14 protein-coding genes and 2 pseudogenes are annotated in these 21,091 nt (G+C 43.8%); 7 read left to right on the top strand and 9 right to left on the bottom strand.

The window, feature by feature from the left end; all coding sequences use genetic code 11:
* Window positions 1–365, top strand: a pseudogene (locus tag CDG79_RS31490) (photosystem II q(b) protein); the annotation flags it as partial.
* A gap of 71 nt (window positions 366–436) precedes the next feature.
* On the opposite strand, the gene CDG79_RS31485 reads toward CDG79_RS31490, so the two are convergent.
* Together CDG79_RS31485 and CDG79_RS45245 are read right to left on the bottom strand one after the other, a co-directional pair.
* Entirely contained in the window at window positions 437–1,003 is a 567-nt protein-coding gene (locus tag CDG79_RS31485) for a hypothetical protein (protein WP_094345635.1), read from the bottom strand.
* Window positions 1,004–1,030: 27 nt separating this feature from the next.
* Window positions 1,031–1,240, bottom strand: coding sequence for a hypothetical protein (locus CDG79_RS45245; protein WP_317616629.1), 210 nt, complete (start codon window positions 1,238–1,240; stop codon window positions 1,031–1,033).
* A 118-nt stretch (window positions 1,241–1,358) separates the two neighbouring features.
* Between CDG79_RS45245 and recR the strand changes: the two genes are divergently transcribed.
* Window positions 1,359–1,916, top strand: a complete 558-nt coding sequence (recR, locus tag CDG79_RS31480) for a recombination mediator RecR (RefSeq protein ID WP_069073197.1) — start codon at window positions 1,359–1,361, stop codon at window positions 1,914–1,916.
* 79 nt (window positions 1,917–1,995) lie between these two features.
* Here the strand turns inward: recR and CDG79_RS31475 are convergent, their stop codons facing one another.
* Together CDG79_RS31475 and CDG79_RS31470 are read right to left on the bottom strand one after the other, a co-directional pair.
* Window positions 1,996–5,880: a CHAT domain-containing protein gene (locus CDG79_RS31475; protein ID WP_094345634.1), complete on the bottom strand. Its 3,885-nt coding sequence runs from the start codon at window positions 5,878–5,880 to the stop codon at window positions 1,996–1,998.
* Between the two features lie 171 nt (window positions 5,881–6,051).
* Window positions 6,052–6,738, bottom strand: coding sequence for a hypothetical protein (locus CDG79_RS31470; RefSeq protein WP_189525205.1), 687 nt, complete (start codon window positions 6,736–6,738; stop codon window positions 6,052–6,054).
* A 387-nt stretch (window positions 6,739–7,125) separates the two neighbouring features.
* Here CDG79_RS31470 and CDG79_RS31465 point away from each other — a divergent pair, with 387 nt between their 5' ends.
* Entirely contained in the window at window positions 7,126–9,201 is a 2,076-nt protein-coding gene (locus tag CDG79_RS31465) for a DNA polymerase III subunit gamma/tau (protein ID WP_094345632.1), read from the top strand.
* Window positions 9,202–9,260: 59 nt separating this feature from the next.
* On the opposite strand, the gene CDG79_RS31460 is transcribed toward CDG79_RS31465, so the two are convergent.
* Window positions 9,261–10,667: a glycosyltransferase gene (locus CDG79_RS31460; RefSeq protein WP_094345631.1), complete on the bottom strand. Its 1,407-nt coding sequence runs from the start codon at window positions 10,665–10,667 to the stop codon at window positions 9,261–9,263.
* Between the two features lie 610 nt (window positions 10,668–11,277).
* Between CDG79_RS31460 and ebsA the strand changes: the two genes are divergently transcribed.
* Window positions 11,278–11,652, top strand: a complete 375-nt coding sequence (ebsA, locus tag CDG79_RS31455; protein ID WP_094332152.1) for a type IV pilus biogenesis protein EbsA — start codon at window positions 11,278–11,280, stop codon at window positions 11,650–11,652.
* Between the two features lie 385 nt (window positions 11,653–12,037).
* Here the strand turns inward: ebsA and CDG79_RS31450 are convergent, their stop codons facing one another.
* On the bottom strand, window positions 12,038–12,847 hold the full coding sequence (locus CDG79_RS31450; protein WP_094345630.1) for a PEP-CTERM sorting domain-containing protein: 810 nt from the start codon (window positions 12,845–12,847) through the stop codon (window positions 12,038–12,040).
* 558 nt (window positions 12,848–13,405) lie between these two features.
* On the opposite strand from CDG79_RS31450, the gene CDG79_RS31440 reads away from it, so the two are divergent.
* Together CDG79_RS31440 and CDG79_RS31435 are read left to right on the top strand one after the other, a co-directional pair.
* On the top strand, window positions 13,406–15,322 hold the full coding sequence (locus CDG79_RS31440; RefSeq protein ID WP_094345628.1) for a GTPase family protein: 1,917 nt from the start codon (window positions 13,406–13,408) through the stop codon (window positions 15,320–15,322).
* Between the two features lie 302 nt (window positions 15,323–15,624).
* Window positions 15,625–17,298: a hybrid sensor histidine kinase/response regulator gene (locus tag CDG79_RS31435; RefSeq protein ID WP_094345627.1), complete on the top strand. Its 1,674-nt coding sequence runs from the start codon at window positions 15,625–15,627 to the stop codon at window positions 17,296–17,298.
* Window positions 17,299–17,323: 25 nt separating this feature from the next.
* Here the strand turns inward: CDG79_RS31435 and CDG79_RS31430 are convergent, their stop codons facing one another.
* The 3 genes and pseudogenes from CDG79_RS31430 to CDG79_RS31420 form a co-directional block, all read right to left on the bottom strand.
* Window positions 17,324–17,554 carry a DUF29 family protein gene (locus tag CDG79_RS31430; RefSeq protein ID WP_223278443.1) on the bottom strand — a complete coding sequence of 77 codons (231 nt, stop codon included), beginning with the start codon at window positions 17,552–17,554 and terminating at the stop codon, window positions 17,324–17,326.
* 136 nt (window positions 17,555–17,690) lie between these two features.
* Window positions 17,691–17,918: pseudogene (locus CDG79_RS31425) on the bottom strand (DUF29 domain-containing protein); the annotation flags it as partial.
* 189 nt (window positions 17,919–18,107) lie between these two features.
* Window positions 18,108–19,217: an S-(hydroxymethyl)glutathione dehydrogenase/class III alcohol dehydrogenase gene (locus tag CDG79_RS31420; protein ID WP_094345625.1), complete on the bottom strand. Its 1,110-nt coding sequence runs from the start codon at window positions 19,215–19,217 to the stop codon at window positions 18,108–18,110.
* A gap of 286 nt (window positions 19,218–19,503) precedes the next feature.
* Between CDG79_RS31420 and CDG79_RS31415 the strand changes: the two genes are divergently transcribed.
* Window positions 19,504–20,787, top strand: coding sequence for a valine--pyruvate transaminase (locus tag CDG79_RS31415; RefSeq protein WP_094345624.1), 1,284 nt, complete (start codon window positions 19,504–19,506; stop codon window positions 20,785–20,787).
* Window positions 20,788–21,091 lie beyond the last annotated feature (304 nt).

Below are 21,091 nucleotides of genomic sequence, written 5' to 3'. Positions count from 1 at the left end.
GTCAAGAAGAAGAAACCTACAACATCGTTGCAGCCCACGGCTACTTCGGTCGGTTAATCTTCCAATATGCTTCCTTCAACAACAGCCGTTCTCTGCACTTCTTCTTAGCAGCATGGCCTGTAATCGGTATCTGGTTCACCGCCTTGGGTGTCAGCACAATGGCGTTCAACTTGAACGGTTTCAACTTCAACCAATCAATCATTGACTCTGAAGGTCGGGTGATTGCAACTTGGGCGGATGTTATCAACCGCGCTAACCTGGGTATGGAAGTAATGCACGAGCGTAACGCTCACAACTTCCCTCTAGATTTGGCTGCTGGGGATCTTGCTCCTGTTGCTCTTTCCGCTCCTGCTATCAACGGTTAATCACTGCCTGATTCAGTTGAAAATTAAATAAAACGGAAAGCGCTCTCCAAAAGGGGGCGCTTTTTAGCATCTTAGTTAGTTGCTGGAACCAATTCCACATCTGCACACGAGCCACCTGTAAGCCTATAGTCATCTACCTGAACCCAGCTATCCTGACCTAATGCCCAGAATCCTGTGAAGATGTTGTACTCAGTTTTACTGTCTGTTCTGAATGAGAGTGTCAGAGGTGTGTAGCGAGGTAAGCTACCAAACTTAATTTCTGAAAACACCTTCTGTCGGGCATCTCGCACCCCAAAATAACCATCTGTGACATTGCCTGATGTCCGTACATAAGCTATTAACTTATACTGAGTATTAGGCTGTAGTCTAACGCGCTGACGGATACCATTCCATCCAGAAACATTTCGCATCCAGGCGTTGTTTTTACCGAAATTGCTGTAGCCTAATCCTCGATCAATGCCAACTCTACCTTCACCAACCCAAGGACTGCTGACCCTTTTGCTGGTCTGTCCTTCAAAGTTTCCACCGTCTAGAGGAGAGGCGCATGAAGCTTGAGCTTCAGTAGAGCAGAAACTAAGGGTAATTAGAGTGGTAATGAATACTGCAATTTTGCTGATTGAGAACTGTTTACTAGTCATTTAGCCTTATCCTTTGACTCAGGGTAATTACGAAAGCCACTGAGTATATAATATGTTCGCACAATCAGTTTTATGCAATGGAGGTTCTGGAGTCATTTCCACAATTTCGTCTGCTAACAACTCCACACCCCGATCGCCCAAAATCCTGGCTGCAATCATGCGATGATAGTTGTCTACAGACCACATTTGGCTAGTGTTTTCATCCGAGCGATCGCTCCTAACAATTAATCTTCCCAACTCCGTAGGCTGAAAACTACTTCAAAATTCTGTAGGAATGTCATCATAGTTAAGGTAAAAACATTCTGGAGACAAGACAACGGTTTACGCACGCCCTTTAGCACGGTTAATTGAGCAATTGCAACGCCTGCCGGGAGTTGGCCCCAAAAGTGCCCAACGACTGGCTTTGCATATTTTGAAGCGACCAGAAGCAGAAGTAGAGGCTTTAGCACAAGCTTTAATTGAGGCAAAAAAACAGATCGGTTTGTGTTCTGTTTGCTTTCACTTATCTGCTGAACCTGTTTGTGAAATCTGCCGGAATGCCAATCGTGACAATAATACTATTTGTGTTGTAGCAGATCCCCGCGATGTGATTGCGCTGGAAAAAACCCGCGAGTATAAAGGCAAGTATCACGTTTTGGGCGGGGTGATTTCGCCAATTGATGGAATTGGGCCAGAACAGTTAACTATACTGGCTTTGCAGCGACGGGTGAATCAGCAAAAGCCTCAAGAAGTGATTCTGGCAATTAGTCCGAGTGTAGAAGGGGAGACAACAACACTATATATAGGTCAGCTACTGAAACCATTTACCAAGGTGACGCGGATTGCCTTTGGTTTACCTGTAGGTGGTGATTTGGAGTACGCCGACGAAGTGACCCTGGCAAGGGCATTGGAAGGACGCAGGGAGTTAGATTAAACTTAATTCAAAGGTTTATAAACTAAAAGTAAAGATTTTGAGGTAGGGGCAATTCATGAATTGCCCCTACCTCAAATGATTAATTCGGTTTACCTGTAATCGTAAATGCTGCCCAGTAGTAAGGATGATTATAAAGATTTTTATCTGATGCCATCTTACTATTTCTATATAGTTGTGTGGCTAAATAAGTTTGAATTCGTAATTCTTCAGGATGTAGATTATTCAAGATATCTTGATACCATTTTGTCAGTTCTCCAGCAGTGAGTTCTTTCAGCCATAGTGTTGCTTCAGCTAAGGCAGTAACCGCTGATTTATTAGGCTGTAATCTCCGGTAAAACTCTATCATTACTAAGGCACTAGCTGAAGATTCTACACTCCACAGAGTACTCACTACATGAGGGACACCGTGACTCACTAAACCACTGGCTAAACTCACATATTCACTACTAGTAGTGTAGTTACTAGTACTTAAATTTTCACAGGCAGAGAGAGTAATAAGGTTGTAACTTGCTAGATTTTGTTGGACGATTTCATCTAGAGTGAGTTTGTCTTCACCTGCTAGTGCTAATTCTGACTTTTTGGGTTCAGCCAAATTATTAGTGACATGCCCCGTAAAATGAAAGATATTGTAACTATCAAAAAAGGCATTTCCTACAACATTTTTTGTAGCTTCTACTCCCTGAATTCGTTGGATATTATTGAACATCTGGCTAACAACTTCAGACTCCAGTTTAGCAAATTTTACTGTAGGATAAGCTGCACTTTCAGGATGTTCGACACTGAGCAATAACTGATTTTGCCACTGCCAAATATCTTCAGTTCTTATTGATAAACCTGTTTGGGCACTAGGCAGATAGGTAACTGTGAAATTTGACTCCACATTCGGCAACTCTTCTTGAGATGGGGAAGAGAGATGGAAAAGGGTATGAATGGGCAATCTGTACAAGTCGCGGTGAGGAATTAAAACTAGTTGGGTGATGCCTTCGAGTTCCTGGGAAATTGTGGAAATATTCAATATCCCATATAACTGCACGAGTTTCTGTTCCATATCCACTCGCCAAGAATGCTGGCTTTTACTTTCTTTGTCTTGGGCTGTGGTGCGATATTCTTGGTATTGGTGATGCCAATCTTCGAGCCAAGTTTCAAATTCAATTAGGCGTTGCACTGCTTCGGGTAAAGGTAATTCGTTTAGACGGATAGCGTCTTCTCCTAAAGGTATTCCCCCAGCATCTTGCATGGGTGTAAATAGGAGGATTGGTGATGGCGCTTGGTCTTTGAGAATGAAAGTATGGAGGGCGACTGGACTAATATGCCAGTAAATAATTGCTGTTGTAGGATTGAATAGTTCTTGAATTGCACCATAATAGGGCGAGTAAATATTATCATTCCAGCCAGAAATTAGCCAGTTTAAACAAGCATTTTTGCCTTGTTCGGCAATTTCCCAGGCTTCTACTAAATCACCAGACTCTACTGCTAAATCAACTGCCAATTGATCGAAGCCTGCAAATTTCAAAGCTAGCTGTTTTTTACTTTCGGATGAGCGAGTTTCTTCACTCAGCAATTGTCGCAATAAATCTGTACCGCGTTGCAGCAATTCTTGGACTTGTGTTGTTTGTCCCAAACCCATCAGCACTTTGCTTAGAGATTGCAAAACTTCTAGGTGGAACTGGGGAAAATATTCTAGTGTTAGGGTTAATAGCGCCTGATGGTATTCAGATGCAGCTTTGCGCCAATAATCGCGGGGATTAGTATGTTTTTTGCCTTGCTCGTAGTAAGTATTAGCGATCGCCAAATGCAATCTCCCCCAACCTTCTGGGTGGGTATCTGTCCGCAGATGCTTTAATCCTTCTTCGTAGCTGGCTAGTTTTCCTTCGTAGCCTCCTTGTTGTAAGTCGGGATTTGTTGCTGTGATACTACTCGACAAATTCAGCAATGCGTCAGAATTTACTAAATTACCGATCGCAGTTCCCCGACCAATCCAAGCTTCCCAATAATCTTGTTTAATTTCCAAAGCGTTGTCATAACAAGCGATCGCTTCGGCAAATTGTTCTAAATAAAACAGCGCTACTGCCTGATTATACCAAGCTAGGTGGAAGTCGGGTTTGATGGCGATCGCTTGGCGATAGGAGGCGATGGCTTCTTGGCGACGACCTAAGTTGTCTAACGCTATACCTCGGTTGTACCAAGCTAAGTAGAAGTCGGCTTGAACTGAAAGGGCTTTATCCCAGGAGGCGATCGCTTCTGACCACCTTCCCAAATTAAACAGCACTACACCCCGATCTATCCAAACTTCGTGATACTCTGGGTTAATTTCTAGGGCTTTGTCGTAGGATATAATTGCCTCTGCAAATTGTTCGCCTACAGCTAGGGCTATCCCTCGGTGATACCAGTTTTCCTGGTCTTCTGGTTCCAAATACAGGGCTTGGTCATAACTAGCAATCGCTTCGGGTAGCCAACCTAACTTCAGCAGCGCCAAACCTTTGCTAGACCACGCTTCTTGGTAATCTGGCTTGACTTCTATGGCTTTGTCAAAAGATGCGATCGCTTCTTCAAAATATCCTAATTCTCCGAGAGTTCCACCCCGGTTGTACCAAGCTTTGTAGAAGTCGGGTTTCAGTTCTATGGCGGTTTCGTAAGATGCGATCGCTTCTTCAAAACGTTCTAAATGGAACAGCGTCAAGCCTCGATTAAACCAATACTCTGAAAATTCTGGTTGAAGTTCAATAGCTCGATCGTAAGATGCGATCGCGCCTAATAAATCTCCTGTTTTCGCTTGCTGAAGACCTTGGTAAAACCACCCTTGAGCGTGGGTAATCGGATTATCGCTATGTCGCTCAATAATACCAGGAGAATTACTGCTTTGAACTGCCAAGTTAGAAGCAAGTTGCTGGACTAAATTGGTACTCTGATCCAATCTCACCCACAACTCATCTAATGTATTAGCCACATTTGGCTCTAAATTTGTCAAAGCGTTATCCCAGGTTTCCACTGAGAGAGAAGTTGTTAATTCAGTTCTTTGTCTTGTAGAAAGGAGATTAGCTCCTGTTGTATTTTGAATAACTTCTTCATCATCGAACCTCACTTGGGCTAATGAGGTGATTGAATCTTCCTTGGCGGGGAGAGGAAGATTTTCGGGTATTGTGGTTTGGGCTTCTTCCCTTTCATACTCCAATACCAATTCCTCTGAATTCTCGGTGAATCTTTCCTCAAAAGAAGCATTTTCAGGCGCTGACGCGATCGGTTCAACATCTGGCACTTCATCATATTCCCATAATTGCTCACCTAAGCTGCGGATTAGCTCTTGCCCAGGCGAAATTGGGATAATTTCTTCATCGGTTGTGATTTCTATAACATCTGGCTCATCATACTCCCATAACTGCTCGCCTAAATTGCGGATCAGTTCTTGCCCTGGAGTAGTTTCTATGACATCTGGCTCATCATACTCCCATAACTGCTCACCTAAGTTGTGGATCAGTTCTTCCCCAGGAGTGATTTCTACCCCATATTCTTCAGGAGTGATTTCTAAGTCCTCTTCGGGATAATTCTCCTCATACTCTATCTGTGTAGGTGAGTTTTGCATCATTCGGATGCCAATGTCATAAGCAACATCTCCAATTCTGCCAACACCAAGTTCCCCCAATTGCACCATTTGGGCTGCTAAAAGAGGATTCGGTGCAGGTGAAGCTAGCAAGCTTTCGCCAAACATCACCAACCAATCTATCCAGCGTTCAGCCGGAATCCGATTTTCGACCCGTTGCAGATACCTCAATGCCCACTGTCGTCCTCGTGCTTGATGCACGCCTTCTAACAATTGGATAAACAATTGTTCCAAATCGGCATTGGTTAGTTCTGGTAGTACCTCCACCAGATTGTGTCCTCTCGCACCCTTGAAAGAACTAGCCTGCTTACTTTCAATGAGGCGCTTTAAAAACCTTTTAAGCGACTGCGATATCCGCCTGAGCATCTGCCACACTATTGGATTTTGTTTTTCTAGATTGTAGCCATCGTTGTGTTAAAAAAGTCATCAATTACGTAAAAATCCATTAGATCGGGACAGCGCTTCCGTCGCAGGTTAGCAAAAAATATACAAACATTCAAGAGTACAGTATTACAACGTTACAATTCCCCGATTCGACTAATTTTCTGTTTGCTCTGTAGTCGATTGACCAGCAGGATATAATTGCTCGATCAATGCCTGGACAAGCACTTGTGGATCGTCTGTCTCAACGGCAAGTTGTTGAGCAATCTGCTGGCGTAAGTTTTCATCGTCCTGCAACATCACAAATAACTCTTCTAGGGTGACAGTTTGGTATTCTCCCTCTGGGGGATTCTGTGGTGCATCTGCTGACTCTGATGTGGGGGCGGTTGGCTCAGATGGTAAAGTTGTGCTAATCGCATCTGGCCCTTCATATTCCCAAATTGGTTCGCCTTGATTGCGTGTTAACAACTGCATCCCAATACTATGGGCGACATCTCCGATTTCTCCGATGTTCAACTCACCCAGTTGTACTAACCGCGCAGCGATTTCATTATTGGGTGTAGGTGATGCTAGTAATTTTTCGCCAAAGCGCTCTAACCACTCAACCCAGTCTTCAGTTGTAATCCGATGTTCAATATTATGCAGCCACTTTTGCGCCCAGACTTCCCCTCGTGCCTGATGTACTCCTTGCAACAGCTCCGTAAAGAGAAATTCCAGATCCGTATCGCTTAGGGGTGGTGCTGGTTCTTTTTGGATATTTCCTCTAGATTTTGAGGTAGTCTGTTTTCCACCAAACAAGCTCTGAAAAAGCTTTTTGAGCCATTGAAATAGCCGCTTGAGCATCTGCTGCACCATCGAGTTTTGCTTATCCTAAAATTGTAGCGATCGCACTGGACTATAGCGTTAGTTCTTTGTCATTTGTCATTTGTCATTTGTCATTGGTCATTGGTTATTGGTTATTTCTTCCCATTGCCCATTCCCAAATTTTTTATATAGAACAAATGTACTAAATGCTATGCTATAATTCCGATACGTTGATGTTGAAATCATAGTCAAGAATATGATCTAGTTGCTTGCTTTCCTGAGTGCCAAAATTGACGGCATTAGTTGAGTGTAAGCGCTATGGCAATATCGATAAACAAAGCAGGTACGAGAGTTTAAAATAATTGAATCCTAAACTCGACTCGGTGCTACTAATTCACGTTGAAAGGCATTGAAGTCTATTTTTCCATGTCTTACGAACCCCTGCACCACAAATATCGCCCCAAAAGTTTTGCTGAACTGGTGGGACAAGAGGCGATCGCTACTACCCTCACGAATGCGATCGGCACATCTAAAATTGCCCCCGCCTATTTATTTACTGGGCCAAGAGGTACGGGGAAAACTTCTAGTGCCCGCATTTTGGCTAAATCACTCAATTGTCTCAAAAGCGATCGCCCCACTGCTGAACCCTGCGGCGTGTGTGATGTTTGTCAGGGAATCACCAAGGGTTATGCCTTAGATGTAATTGAAATCGATGCCGCTAGTAACACTGGTGTCGATAATATCCGCGAGTTGATTGAAAAAGCCCAGTTTGCTCCTGTGCAGTGTCGTTATAAGGTTTATGTAATCGATGAATGCCACATGCTCAGTACTCAGGCATTCAACGCGCTACTTAAGACCCTAGAAGAACCACCGAAACACGTAGTTTTTGTATTGGCGACAACAGATCCGCAACGGGTGTTACCAACAATTATTTCGCGCTGTCAAAGGTTTGATTTTAGACGCATTCAATTAGAGGCGATGGTTAAGCATTTAAGTGCGATCGCATCTTATGAAAGCATTCATATTTCACCCGCCGCTGTAACCCTGGTAGCCCAACTTTCTCAGGGAGGGTTGCGGGATGCCGAAAGTCTACTCGATCAATTGGGTTTGTTAGCAGGTGAAGTGACACCAGATAGAGTTTGGGATTTGGTGGGGACAGTAAGCGAACAGGACTTATTGGGGCTTTTAAATGCGATCGCTCAAGATAAACCAGAAGCAGTTCTAGACTGTACTCACTACATTCTAGATCGTGGTCGAGAACCCCTAACTCTCCTCCAAAATCTTGCCGCCTTCTACCGCGATTTACTCATAGCCAAAACTGCACCCAACCGCCACGATTTGGTTGCTTGTACTCAGCAAACCTGGACGGCGCTGGTTGAGTTTGCCCAATACTTCGATATGAGCGTGATTTTAGCAGGACAGCAACATCTACGAACATCGGAAGTGCAAATTAAAAACAGCACCCAGCCACGTTTGTGGTTAGAGGTAACATTACTAGGATTGTTACCCAGTGCGACAAATATTCAGCCACAAGCCCCAAGTGTCATGCAGCAAGTTAACACACCTGCTGTATCTCCAAGTTATCGTTCAGCAGTTCCCCAAAATCATGCAGTCTCTTCTTTACCGATAGCTGAACCGCAAACAAATCATAATTCTCCAAACCATCATGTAGCGACTGCCCAAAATCAGCCCCTTATTTCATCTCCCCCAGTTGAACAGCAAACAAATCACAATTCTGGCGCTAACTCAGTTTCACCACCAACCCCAGAACCTGTATCTGCACCCGTGTCACCTGGGAACGTTGAACCAGTAACTTCAGAAATTGCTGGGGAAGCACAATATGACTTAACTCAGGTTTGGCAACAAGTGCTTGGTTGTCTAACACTTCCGGGAAGTAAAGCCCTGTTTAAGGAGCATGGATGTCTATTAAGTATCAACGATGGTGTTGCTCACGTTCGGATGCCGCCAGGACTAGTTAAGTATGCTCAAGGCAAATTGGCGGATGTCGAAGCAGCTTTTGGAAAAGTTTACCAACAAAAAGTACAGGTGATTTGGGTTACAAACCAATCCAAGACTGCTCTTGTGAATGAGAGTAAAGCAATTCCACCAAAAGACTCTACTCGCGTTCAGCAACCACCAACTCCCAGTTACAACCAGCAAATTTCAACTCCAGCGCCAGTACCACAGCCAGCAACGCCACCACCAACACCACTAAAAACTGAGCCGATTGCAAGAAATGGAAATGGGGCAAATGGAAATGGGACAAATGGAAATGGGGTAAATAGAAATGGGGCAAATGGAAATGGGGCGCAAACTTTGCCTCCATCACCACAGCGAACACCTGCACCTGATTGGGAAGTTGATGAAGTAGAGATCGCAGCTCAACGTCTCGCAGTATTTTTCAACGGAGAAATTATCCGCTTTGCAGATGATTTCCCAGAATTCTCCGATTCCATAACTACACCTGAGTGGATAGAAGAATCAGAAATTGATGATGAATAAAAAAATGCAAAATTATTGTTGGTAATTTTGCATTTTGAATTTTTAATTCCCCAAAGGGGCTATTCCCCATGCCCCGTATGCAATGTTTTCACCCATTTTAGGCGTTTTGGTCTTACCGACATCCGAGCAGTAGTACTGCTCATGACAACTAGCCAGTGCAACATATATAAACTGCCACGCATAGTTTGCACTAGCATCAGCAAATATGTAGAAAGTGAGAATTTCGGATCTTGACGGATGCGCCTTAGACCTGTATACATTCCCACCATCGACATGGTAACGGACAAACCTGTAATGGGACTTAACATTGGTGGACGATGACGCGCGATCGCCATTAACAAATCTGGTACTGCTGCTGTAGGCAAGATATACATAATCAGCATAAAAATCAGCAAATCCCAGCTTTTGCGCCATCCCATGCGGTTTTTGAGAATTAAATCCCAATAATCTAGATAGCGTTGATAACCGCCTTCTGCCCAGCGGTTGCGTTGATGCCAAAGTGCGATCGCATTTGTCACACCTTCTTCTTGCACTGCTGGATGGAAAACACACTCAATATCCCATTTATCCAAATGTAAGCGGATTGTCAAATCCAAATCATCGGTAATGGTTTCCTCATTCCAGCCACCGCAGCTTTCCAAGGCTGAACGCCGGACAAATTGACCATTGCCCCGCAGTTCGCCAATCCCACCAAGGGCAGTGCGTTGTTGCTGAAACCAGGTATCAAGGGCCATTTCGGCCATTTGCCCCTTAGTCCAAAAGTTTTCTTTGGCGTTGGCGATTGCTTTTCGCACCTGCACCGCCCCCACTTTTTCTCTTTGAAATAAAGGTATTACTTGTTGCAGCATATCTGGTGTAACTTGGGCATCAGCATCAAATACTGCTATAATGTCGCCCTTTGTCAGTGGCAACACCTGATTCAATGCCCCTGATTTGCCGCCACTAGCTTCTGCTGAACGCCTTAGTACTTTCAGTTGGTTGTGTTTCTGCTCTAGTTCTGCTAGTAAATCCGGCGTGCGATCGCTGCTATGATCGTCAATTATCCAGACTTCATACTGCCCACCTGGATATTCCAGATTACAAAGATTTTTGACTAATTTAGTAATTACTGCTTCCTCATTTTTCGCAGCTACCAGCACAGATACAAAGGGCAAATCTCCCTGTATTTCTTTTGGATAGCGACGGGATTTAGTAAACACTACCACCAAAGCATGGAATCCTAGAATGGTGGTCAGTCCTAGAATAAATATAGAAGCCCAAGAAACTAAATGTAGAGCGATCGTGCCACTCCAGACAACGGTCAAGACTAGAGCAGCCTTACGTCTACGACCTTGAAACCGGGATGGTAGAGACATAGGATCTGTCTCTAACACTGACTCCTCATCTACTGATAGGTCAGACAACAAGGAGTTGAGCGGATCAAGCTCTTGATAAGAATCTTCTTCGGGCCAGGAATTCGCTGGCATAGGTTAGGTTGCTTGATTCAAAAACCAGTATTTGTCTACAGTTAGTAATTTTACGGACAAATATCCCTAAGCTACTTTTCCCGATTTCAATCGGAATGGGCAAACTGCAATACCCGCTATCCCTAAGCTAAAAGCTGCTGAGACTACCTTTGTTGTCACTGCCACTCTGGGTAATTACTTAGCATTAACCACGTTTCCTACTCTTAGACAGAGGCTTGATTCCTTTAATAGCCACTTGGGCAGGAAGCTTGTAGAGTCTAACTTTCTCCAATGAGAATTCCGGTTTAGGCAAAGTGATACCAAGATAACAGCAGCTTGTTGTTGGGAGAAACAGCAATAATAACATCCACAACTTTAATAGTGGGGATTTTTCATGTTATGTTATTGCGCCCAGCTTCGATCAAAGTTAATGCAGCCTTATTGTAACTGAAATTTTAATATTTCTTAGCAGTAACTTCATTTAGGGGCAGGGGGAAGGGTGCAGAGGAGAGGAATTTTCCCCTGCCCCCTACTCCCTCTTTCTACTGTGTGCTTTAGACACATCTTTTGGGAACACTACTAACATCCACTAATATCCCTAGTTGCCAACTAACTTGAGGAATATTTAACAATGTCTATTGAGCAACTCCAGCCTGCTACTCAACAACAAGCCAGTGTTTACTTACCTTACGTTCAGGGTACTAAGCGCAATTTCTTACCCTATGCCATCAGTCTTTATCAAAAAGGGGTTTTGGAGGGACACCGAAAGATAGAAGCTAGTGAACATATACCCTTCGTCGCCTCCTGGAATGTTGCCACTTTACCCTCAGACTTAACCCGTTGCCGAATTCAGTTTGATGGCAATGCCGATCTGAGTTACGAACTAATGATGGCTAGTTTCGAGTTTATTAATTTTTTAATTGAAGTTATGGAAAACTATAAACGCCATCGCTTGACCGATTTTTCACAACCGTTTTACCGCAAGTTACTGCGTATAGACGATTAATTAAACTTAGCCGAACTAGCAAAAGTTCGGCTCGTTTTTAAAACTACTCTGGATTATGAAATTTATCAACTTCCCAGTTTAAAAACATCTTCATAAGAAGATGTTTTTAAAGTCTAATTTATTATTCCCCTGGGCAAATATAAGTCCCGGCTATACAAGACTTTACCCCGCATTTCTCACAAGTTTGAAATGCAGAGGGGCAGAGGGGCGGAGGGGATTGAACTTGGCACATTGAACTCTCCTCTGCTCCCCTGCTCCCCTGCTCCCCTGCACAAGCTTTGAGCATTGGTGAGAAATCCGGGTTTACGTGCCTCCGCAGGTTAAGCAAACCCTTGATTTTTTATTAGTCCACCTCTGTGAACTAAGATTTGTGTAGTAGCGACTTCTAATCGCCCAATACTTTCTTAGGGCAGATGTCTTTTTTTCTTTTCAAAACCATACCAAAACCAGCTACCAGGAATGTTCCAAGAATGCTAGCGGGTTCTGGAATAGAAGTTTCATCAATAGGTACTTTGATTCTTAAATTCGCCAGAGTAGCGTTAGTGATGGTCAAGGATGTTACAGTTGGCGAACCTGGGATATCAGACTGGAAATCAAAGACTGTGGGAGTTAAGCTACCATTGCGATCGCTATATCGCTCCCCATATCCACTTACTTCAAAAGTGCCCTGATACTGCTTTCCGGTGTCTGGGTCGATAACAGTACCAGTGTATAAGGCTTTTATGAGATTAAATTCATCCTGAACTACTCCTTGAAATTTGGTTCCTGCCAATTGTCCTTGGTATTTATAGGGAGTCAACTGACCACCAGAGAGAACTGGCGATGTCAGAACACCATCAAACGAGACAAAGGGAATACCTTTAAAGTCAACAAAGTAATGCAGACTTCCATCAGAGCGTGTTTCTACCTGTAAATAATCTGACTGGTATACAGGAACATAATTAGGATTATTGTTAGTACCTAAGTTCCGGTAATAAGTTCCAGTGTCATCCGTATCAATACGAGTAACACTGTTATTGAAATTGGGATTATTTCTAGGAAGTTCGATTGTTCCTGATAATGTGCCAGTGCTTTCAATTGTGATGAATTGAGCAGCCGAAGCACTTGCTCCACTAAAACCGATGATTGCTGCCGCTAAACAACTGCTGCTAACAAATGCACAACCTAGCTTAGTTCCTGATGAACTTACTTTCATTAACAATTGGCTCCTTGAACCGCCGATAAAAACACACCTAGTAAGCCGAGATTTATTTAAAATATTTCTCAGGCACGATTTATTATTCCCAAGCTTGTGGTGGAAGTTTCATCAGCAACAAAAAGCCTTGTTAATCCCGATCTTTATTCTTGTGTTTGTGGAGCGTGTCGGAGACAATCACCTCATAAGGGACTTCCAAAGAAAAAATAACCAATCGCTGCATAAGCAGGGGAGCAGGGGGAGTAAGAAAAATATAATCTGAATAAATTGGATAGTTTATTTTCTGAAAGTCCATTACCCAATTTGAATCTCGTTTCATTAGGGATTTCCAAGAAATAAACGAACCACTCCAGACGCAGAGAAGCCAGTGCGCCCTTGCGGTTCCACAACTTGTAGCAACTGGCGCGACACGGAGAGAGGAGAAATAGAGAGAACTTTTGTGTCAGTTTTGGGATATTTTTTATTTGGAAGTCCCTAGATTGGAGACGATAGACTTTTTATAAGAGTAATTTTTACAAAAACTCGAATTTCCCAACATTTCAAAGCAGGTATGGGGCAATGGTGCGATTAAAACCGTGGCAGTGGGTCGTCTTAGTAATCCCGATCGCGTTTATCATTATTTTCTTACTGGTATCCGCCGGTTCACAAATTCACGCCTGGGGTATTAGTTGGATTTGGGGTGTATTCACCCTTTTATTCGTTGGTTGGCGTTGGCTGTTGGTTAAATGGACTCAACCTGCTGTTAACCAAGTGGAAGCTGTATTAGCTCAAGTCCAAGAAGAATTAGAATCGGCAGCAGAGGATACAGTCAGAACATCAGCCGGAAGTGATGTGACAAAGCTTGCAGAAACAGCACTTCAAGAGATTCTGCAAGCGGCACAAAGCGATCGCCCGATTTGGGAAGACTGGGCAACTTTTTGGACGCGATGCCAGGATTTGGTAGTAGCGATCGCTCATATCTATAATCCTCAAATTCAATATCCTCTGCTGAATATTTACGTCCCCCAGGCTTACGGGCTGATTCGTGGAACGGTGGATGACATGGATCAGTGGATGCAAAAGTTATCCCCTGTCCTCAATCAGGTAACGGTTGGACAAGCATATCAAGGATACGAGGTCTACCGAAAGTTAGAGCCATCGGCTCGGAAATTTTGGAAAGCTTGGAATTGGGCACAGTGGATCTTAAATCCGGTGGCGGCGGTGGCAAAACAAGCCAGTCAGGGTTCTAGTAACCAGGCAACTCAGCAATTATTGGGGAATTTGAGTCAGTTATTCCGGGAAGCTGCCTTGAGAAACTTATGTCGGCAGGCGATCGCACTCTACGGACGTAGCACATTACCAGTTTCAGCAACTGTAGTATCCACGACTTTACCCAAGGCAAAAACCCAAACACTCCGAGAAATCTTGACTCAAGCTCAACCAGCCGAGGCGGTTGAGCAAAAACCCGTGAATATTCTGCTGGTGGGGCGCACGGGGTCGGGCAAAAGTAGCCTAATTAACACGCTATTTCAGTCCGATCTCGCAGCCGTTGATGTTTTGCCCAGTACCGATCGCATTCAGAATTATCAATGGCAGACTCAAGGTGGGGAAACCCTGACGCTTTGGGACACGCCTGGTTACGAACAAGTCAACCGTGCCGATCTAAGAGACTTGGTGCTTGATTATGCCATCAATGCAGATTTGCTGTTGTTAGTTACCCCTGCCCTCGATCCTGCCCTGCAAATGGATGTAGACTTTCTGCAAGATATAAAAGCAGAAGTTGCAGATTTACCAGCGATCGCGATCGTCACTCAAGTAGATCGGCTGCGTCCCATCCGCGAATGGCAACCGCCTTATAATTGGGAATGGGGCGATCGTTCAAAAGAAATTGCCATTCGAGAAGCTACTGAGTATCGCGCCAAATTGCTGGGAAACTTCTGTAATCTAGTTCTACCATTGGTTACAGGTGACAGCAAAACAAATCGAGTTGCTTGGGGAGTAGAGGCGCTATCGCTGGGATTAGTAGATGCGATCGCGCCTACCAAGCAACTCCGTCTCGCCCGCTTTTTGCGTAACCTTGAAGCCCGCACCGTTGCTGCGGCCAAAATCATCGACCACTACACCTTCCAGATGGCGACAACACAAGGACTAACGGCATTGCTTAAAAGTCCTGTCCTCCAGTTTGTTTCTACCCTCTCAACTGGATCTCCAGCCTTAGCATATATGCTGGCAGAGCAAATTCCTGTGGAACAGTTGCCGATTGTGATTGGCAAACTCCAAATGGCTTACGAGCTTTTCTCGCTCTTGAGTACAGCTAACTCTAATCCGCTCAACTTTGAATTACTATCCCTCTGGCCGCTAATGCTGGAAAATTCCACTTCACCCGATCGCAATGCCTGGGCATTTGGTCACGCCCTAGTGGAGTATTGGACTCAGAATTTAACGGTTCAACAACTCCGCAATCGATTTGAGTATTATCTATCGATTGCCAAATAATTTGTTTGCGTTGAGGAATTAATGTCGGCATCTTCAATTTTGCTACGCCTAAATAGCGAGTTTAGTAGCCAGGTTGACTCAATCTGATTAAACACCAAAAATTGCATTAGCCCATAGGATCGATGCAGAATATTTACTTAGGGAAATCAAAATATTTATACATTAAAAACAGGAGATAAAATGCGGTAATATCTCTTATCTCTTAACATCAAAGTTAAGATTACGATTAGAATAGGTGTCTGCTGAAACCTACCCGCTTTACCTGATTTTTTACACGACAGGCCTTTTGTTCGGAGTTATTTATGAAAAATATCTTACAAAGCTCCATATCTCAAGAACAGAATTTACATCATGACAATAGCATTTCGTCTTATAATCGGCTGCTTTTGGTCGTGAAAGATTTGGCTTGTGTAAGGACAATTGAGGAAATTATTGAGATTGTGCGTTTGGCTGCGAGGGATCTCACTAATGCTGATGGAGTAACCTTTGTATTGCGGGATGGTGAATGTTGCCACTATGTTGATGAAAACGCCATCGGGCCACTTTGGAAAGGTATGCGTTTTCCCCTCAAGTCTTGCATCTCTGGTTGGGCAATGCTCAATAAACAAGCAGCCGTGATTGAGGACATTTACCAGGATGCAAGAATTCCTATTGATGCATATAAAGTTACTTTTGTCAAGAGTCTGGTGATGGTTCCCATCCGAATTGCCGATCCGTTGGGTGCGATCGGAGCCTACTGGAGTACACCACACCGAGCCACACCCGAAGAGATAGAATTGCTTGAGATTTTGACCGACACTACAGCAGTGGCGATCGCGAACGTTCAACTTTTCCAGAAACTTACCAATCAAAACGCCCTGAAAGACAAATTCATTGCGATGCTAGCTCACGAATTGAGGAATCCTGTTGCCCCCATCTCAAACGGAGTTCAGCTTCTCAAATTGAAGCTAGGCGAGACTGGTGCAGTCGGAGAAACAGTTTTAATGATGCAGCACCAGATTAAGCACCTCTCGAAATTGATTGATGAGTTACTGGATGTATCGTCCATCACCTATGGGAAGATTTCATTAAACCTTGAGAAGGTTAATCTAGTAGATTTGGTTCACCAGAGTATCAATGACCATACACAAGCAATAAAGAGATCGAATCTTACTGTAGTAAAAGACTTGCCAAATACGCCTGTGTGGGCTTATGTTGACCCCACCCGCTTCTTCCAAATCTTTGGAAACCTGCTTGATAACGCTTTAAAGTTCTCAAAGCCAGATGGGACAATTTGGGTGGATCTTTCATTTATTCCCGGTGAGAATGGCTCAGGTAGTGTAGCGACTTTATCTGTAAGAGACTCAGGCATAGGGATAGACCCGACAATCTTATCAGAACTATTCGAGCCATTTACTCAGGGCGATCGCAGTTTAGACCGTTCCAGGGGCGGGCTAGGCTTGGGACTCTCGGTAGTAAAAAGTCTTGTGGAACTTCATGGTGGTAATGTTGAAGCCTCAAGTAGAGGGATCAATTTGGGAGCGGAATTCAAAGTTACTCTCCCTGTATGCGAAGAGATTAAAACCTTGGACAACGACTTGGAGATTACAGAAGCGGCTAAAAAATCGTTGAAGATTTTAGTTATTGAAGATAATGACGATTCAGCCTTCTCATTAAAAGCAGTGCTTGAATACTTTGGACATGAAGTTTCCATTGCCAGAAATGGAATTTTAGGGGTACAAGCGGCAAGAGAGTTTGAGCCTCATGTAATTATTTGTGACATTGGACTTCCCGAAATGGATGGATTCGCCGTTGCAGAGGAACTGAGTAAAGACTCCAAATTTACTGATTCAATTATGATTGCACTCACCGGCTACGGTAGCCAGGAGGATAAAGAGCTTGCACTTCAGTCTGGTTTTAAATGCCACTTGACCAAGCCTGTGGACTTTGACATCCTTACGGCAGAAATCGATCGATACTTCCTCGCGAGCGCGTAAGCGTAGATAGTCATAGACATCGCTTTTATCCCATTAAATCATCAGTTGCAGGCTGACCAGGATAAAAGCGATCGCTTAGAATTTCCTCAAAAGCATATAAACATTGGTTAGGAAAAGTTGAGAGTGGCAGATTTGTCTCTCCTGATGCTAAATCCCTACCGTTTTGATCCGATTCTTGAAGCGCTTCTTCAAGATAATGTTTCAGACTAGGATTTTCGCCCAACAACTTGAGAATTTCCCGTCTTTGTAATCTAATTGTCGCTAAGGGACTTCCAAAAAATAAAATATACAGTAGGGTGTGTTAGGCGAAAGCCGTAACGCACCGAGATATCTGGCGGTGCGTTACGCTGTCGCTAACGCACCCTACAAAATTGGATATTTTTTTAATTGGAAGTCCCTAACCAGCTACGACTTCGTTGCTTTGGTTGATATTCCCATTTGAGCAAATGTCCGATTAATATACTAAGACGATTTCTCAATTCTTGACATTCCTTTCTTCCCAAAGATTCAATTTCCTCAATTAAATTGGGCAAGTCAAGCTGGTTCCATTGGTGATGACGCAGAAGGTCAGCCTGTTGTTGAGTCCAACTGTAGAAGTCTGCTTCATAGAAGTTTTGCATCAGTTCTTTTGCCGATTTTCCGGTTTGTAGTGTCTACATAATTTAAGAATTCATAATTCATAATTATGTTTCAGATAAAGATTTAAACCTTATTTGAAACAGGACTGTCTGCATAAGTATCCGGTACAAACCCATTATAATTACGAATTACGTTAGCGTAGCGGGGCGTAGCCCATTACGAATTACGAATTAAAAAGTCACCACACTCCGAATTGATTCACCTTTGTGCATCAATTCAAAAGCATCATTAATTTGCTCAATGGGCATTACATGAGTAATCAAATCATCAATATTTATCTTACCTTCCATATACCAATCAACAATTTTCGGCACATCTGTACGTCCTCTAGCGCCCCCAAATGCTGAACCTTTCCAAACGCGCCCAGTTACTAATTGAAAAGGGCGAGTACTGATTTCCTGTCCAGCACCAGCAACACCAATAACCACACTAACGCCCCAACCCTTATGGCAGCATTCTAATGCTTGGCGCATAATTTTTACATTACCGATACATTCAAAACTGTAATCAGCACCGCCTTTAGTTAAATCAACCAGATAGGGAACTAAATCGCCCTCTACTTCTTGGGGATTGACAAAGTGCGTCATGCCAAACTTTTCTGCCAAGGCGCGTTTGCTGGGATTAATATCCACCCCGACAATCATATTTGCCCCTACCATCCGCGCCCCTTGGATGACATTTAAACCAATACCACCCAAGCCGAAAACCACGACATTTGCTCCTGGTTCCACCTTGGCAGTATTGATAACTGCACCAACACCAGTAGTCACACCACAGCCAATGTAACAAACCTTATCAAAGGGCGCGTCTTCCCGAATTTTTGCCAGAGCGATTTCCGGTAGCACCGTATAGTTGGCAAAGGTGGATGTACCCATATAATGATGAATCATCTGCCCATCGATGCTGAAGCGACTCGTGCCATTGGGCATAACACCGCGTGCTTGAGTTAGGCGAATAGCTTGACAGAGATTAGTTTTGAAACTCAAACAATATTCGCACTGACGGCATTCGGGAGTGTATAGGGGAATCACACGATCCCCTGGTTTCAAACTAGTGACACCAGCGCCTACCTCTACTACCACGCCAGCACCTTCATGTCCCAAAATTACCGGAAACAAACCTTCAGGATCGTCACCAGATAGGGTAAAAGCATCGGTATGGCAAACCCCACTGGCTTTTACCTCAACTAACACTTCCCCAGCTTGTGGCCCCGATAGTTGAACGGTTTCAATTGTTAATGGCTTACCTGCACCGTAAGCTACTGCTGCTTTAACTTGCAACGTCAGCCCCTCCTATATATTTATTTGACGTTCTCCCTAGTGCTGAAACACGAGGATTATTTCACTTGCACACATTGAGCGCATGATACACTTTTGTATCACTTCATCCCATTTAATCAGGACGATCGCCGCTATTAACCATAAATATCACTCTGTTAAAATTTCATTCTCTAGCTAGATTAGTAAAAGTTGGCAACAGCTGTTTTAGCAACGATGTAAACTTGATGTCAGCAGCAACCCCCAAATATTTTGTCCACCCTTCGATTAATACATTTTGTCACAGCTTATGAACCCTGCCCTAACTCAAATTGGCGCTCAAATGTCCAACCTGACTGGCGTAAGAGCAATCATGAAGGATATTATCGAGACTTTACGAGGGGGTGCAGGGCAGCAGTTTATTAATTTGAGTGCTGGTAATCCGTTGATTTTGCCAGAAGTAGAGCAGTTATGGCGAGATTGTACTGCACAGCTTTTGGCTAGCCCAGAATATGGTGAGGTAGTTTGCCGGTACGGCTCAAGTCAGGGCTATGCACCATTAATTGAAGCGATCGCTAACGATTTTAACAAACGCTACGGGTTAAACTTAAGCGATCGCAATATCCTCATCACCCCCGGTAGTCAAAGTCTCTACTTCTACGCTGTTAATAGCTTCGGTGGCTACACCCCTAGCGGCGAGTTAAAACAAATCGTTTTACCCCTCAGTCCTGACTACACAGGTTACGGCGGCATCTGCTTAGTTCCAAAAGCCTTAACTGCCTACAAACCAACTCTTGATATTGATGCAGCCGCCCACCGATTTAAATATCGCCCCGACTTCAGCCAACTGTCGATTACAGAAAATACAGGTTGTGTCCTCTTCTCTCGCCCCTGTAATCCTACTGGGAATGTCCTCACTGATGATGAGGTGAAGAAAATTGCTGCCCTGGCTGCGCCTTATAATTTGCCCGTGTTAATTGACTCGGCTTATGCGCCTCCCTTCCCAGCATTGAATTTTACCGAAATGACACCAGTGTTTGGTGATAATATCTTACACTGCATGAGTTTATCGAAAGCAGGATTACCAGGAGAAAGGCTTGGGATTGCCATTGGGGATGAAAAGTGGATTGAGGTGCTGGAGTGTTTCCAAGCAAATATGAGCCTCCATTCTTCACGTTACGGCCAAGCGATCGCAGCTTATGCAATTAATTCTGGTGCATTAGTAGAAATTTCTCACACTGTTATCCGTCCCTTTTACCAAAATAAATTTACCGTTTTAGAAACTAGCTTAGAACAAGCAATGCCCAAGGATTTACCTTGGTTCCTCCATCGCGGTGAAGGAGCAATTTTTGCTTGGTTGTGGTTAGAGGATTTACCCATCAGTGACTGGGAATTTTACCAACAATTAAAGCAAGTTGGTGTGATTATTGTTCCTGGAAGTACCTTCTTCCCTGGTTTAGAGGAAGAGTGGGCGCACAAGCACCAATGTTTCCGCATCAGCCTCACAGGTACGGATGAAGAGATAGCCACTGCTATGGAACGTTTAGCAAAAGTGGCTGAAGAAGCTTATAAAGGTGCGGCAGTGATTGCCTAGTACCGCAAGGCGGAATTAAATAATTCGTAATTCGTAATTCGTAATGGGCTACGCCCCGCTACGCTAACGTAATTCGTAATTCGTAATTAAAATGAATACAGCGTAAGCGTTTCATTGATTTGGAATGGTGGTTTATTTCCGCCGTGTTGTACTAGTAGGAAAAATGGAAATGAAACACGAAGAAGCTAATAAAGAGATTGGAGGCAGAGAAGCAGAGGGGCAGAGAAGCAGAGGGGCAGAGAAGCAGAGGGGCAAGAGAGTAGGAGGAAATTCAAAAATTCAAAATGCCCAATCCCCAATCCCC

This window comes from Nostoc sp. 'Peltigera membranacea cyanobiont' 232, from assembly GCF_002245985.1.
Taxonomy (GTDB): Bacteria; Cyanobacteriota; Cyanobacteriia; order Cyanobacteriales; family Nostocaceae; genus Nostoc.
This window is presented reverse-complemented; position numbering and strand designations above follow the sequence as displayed.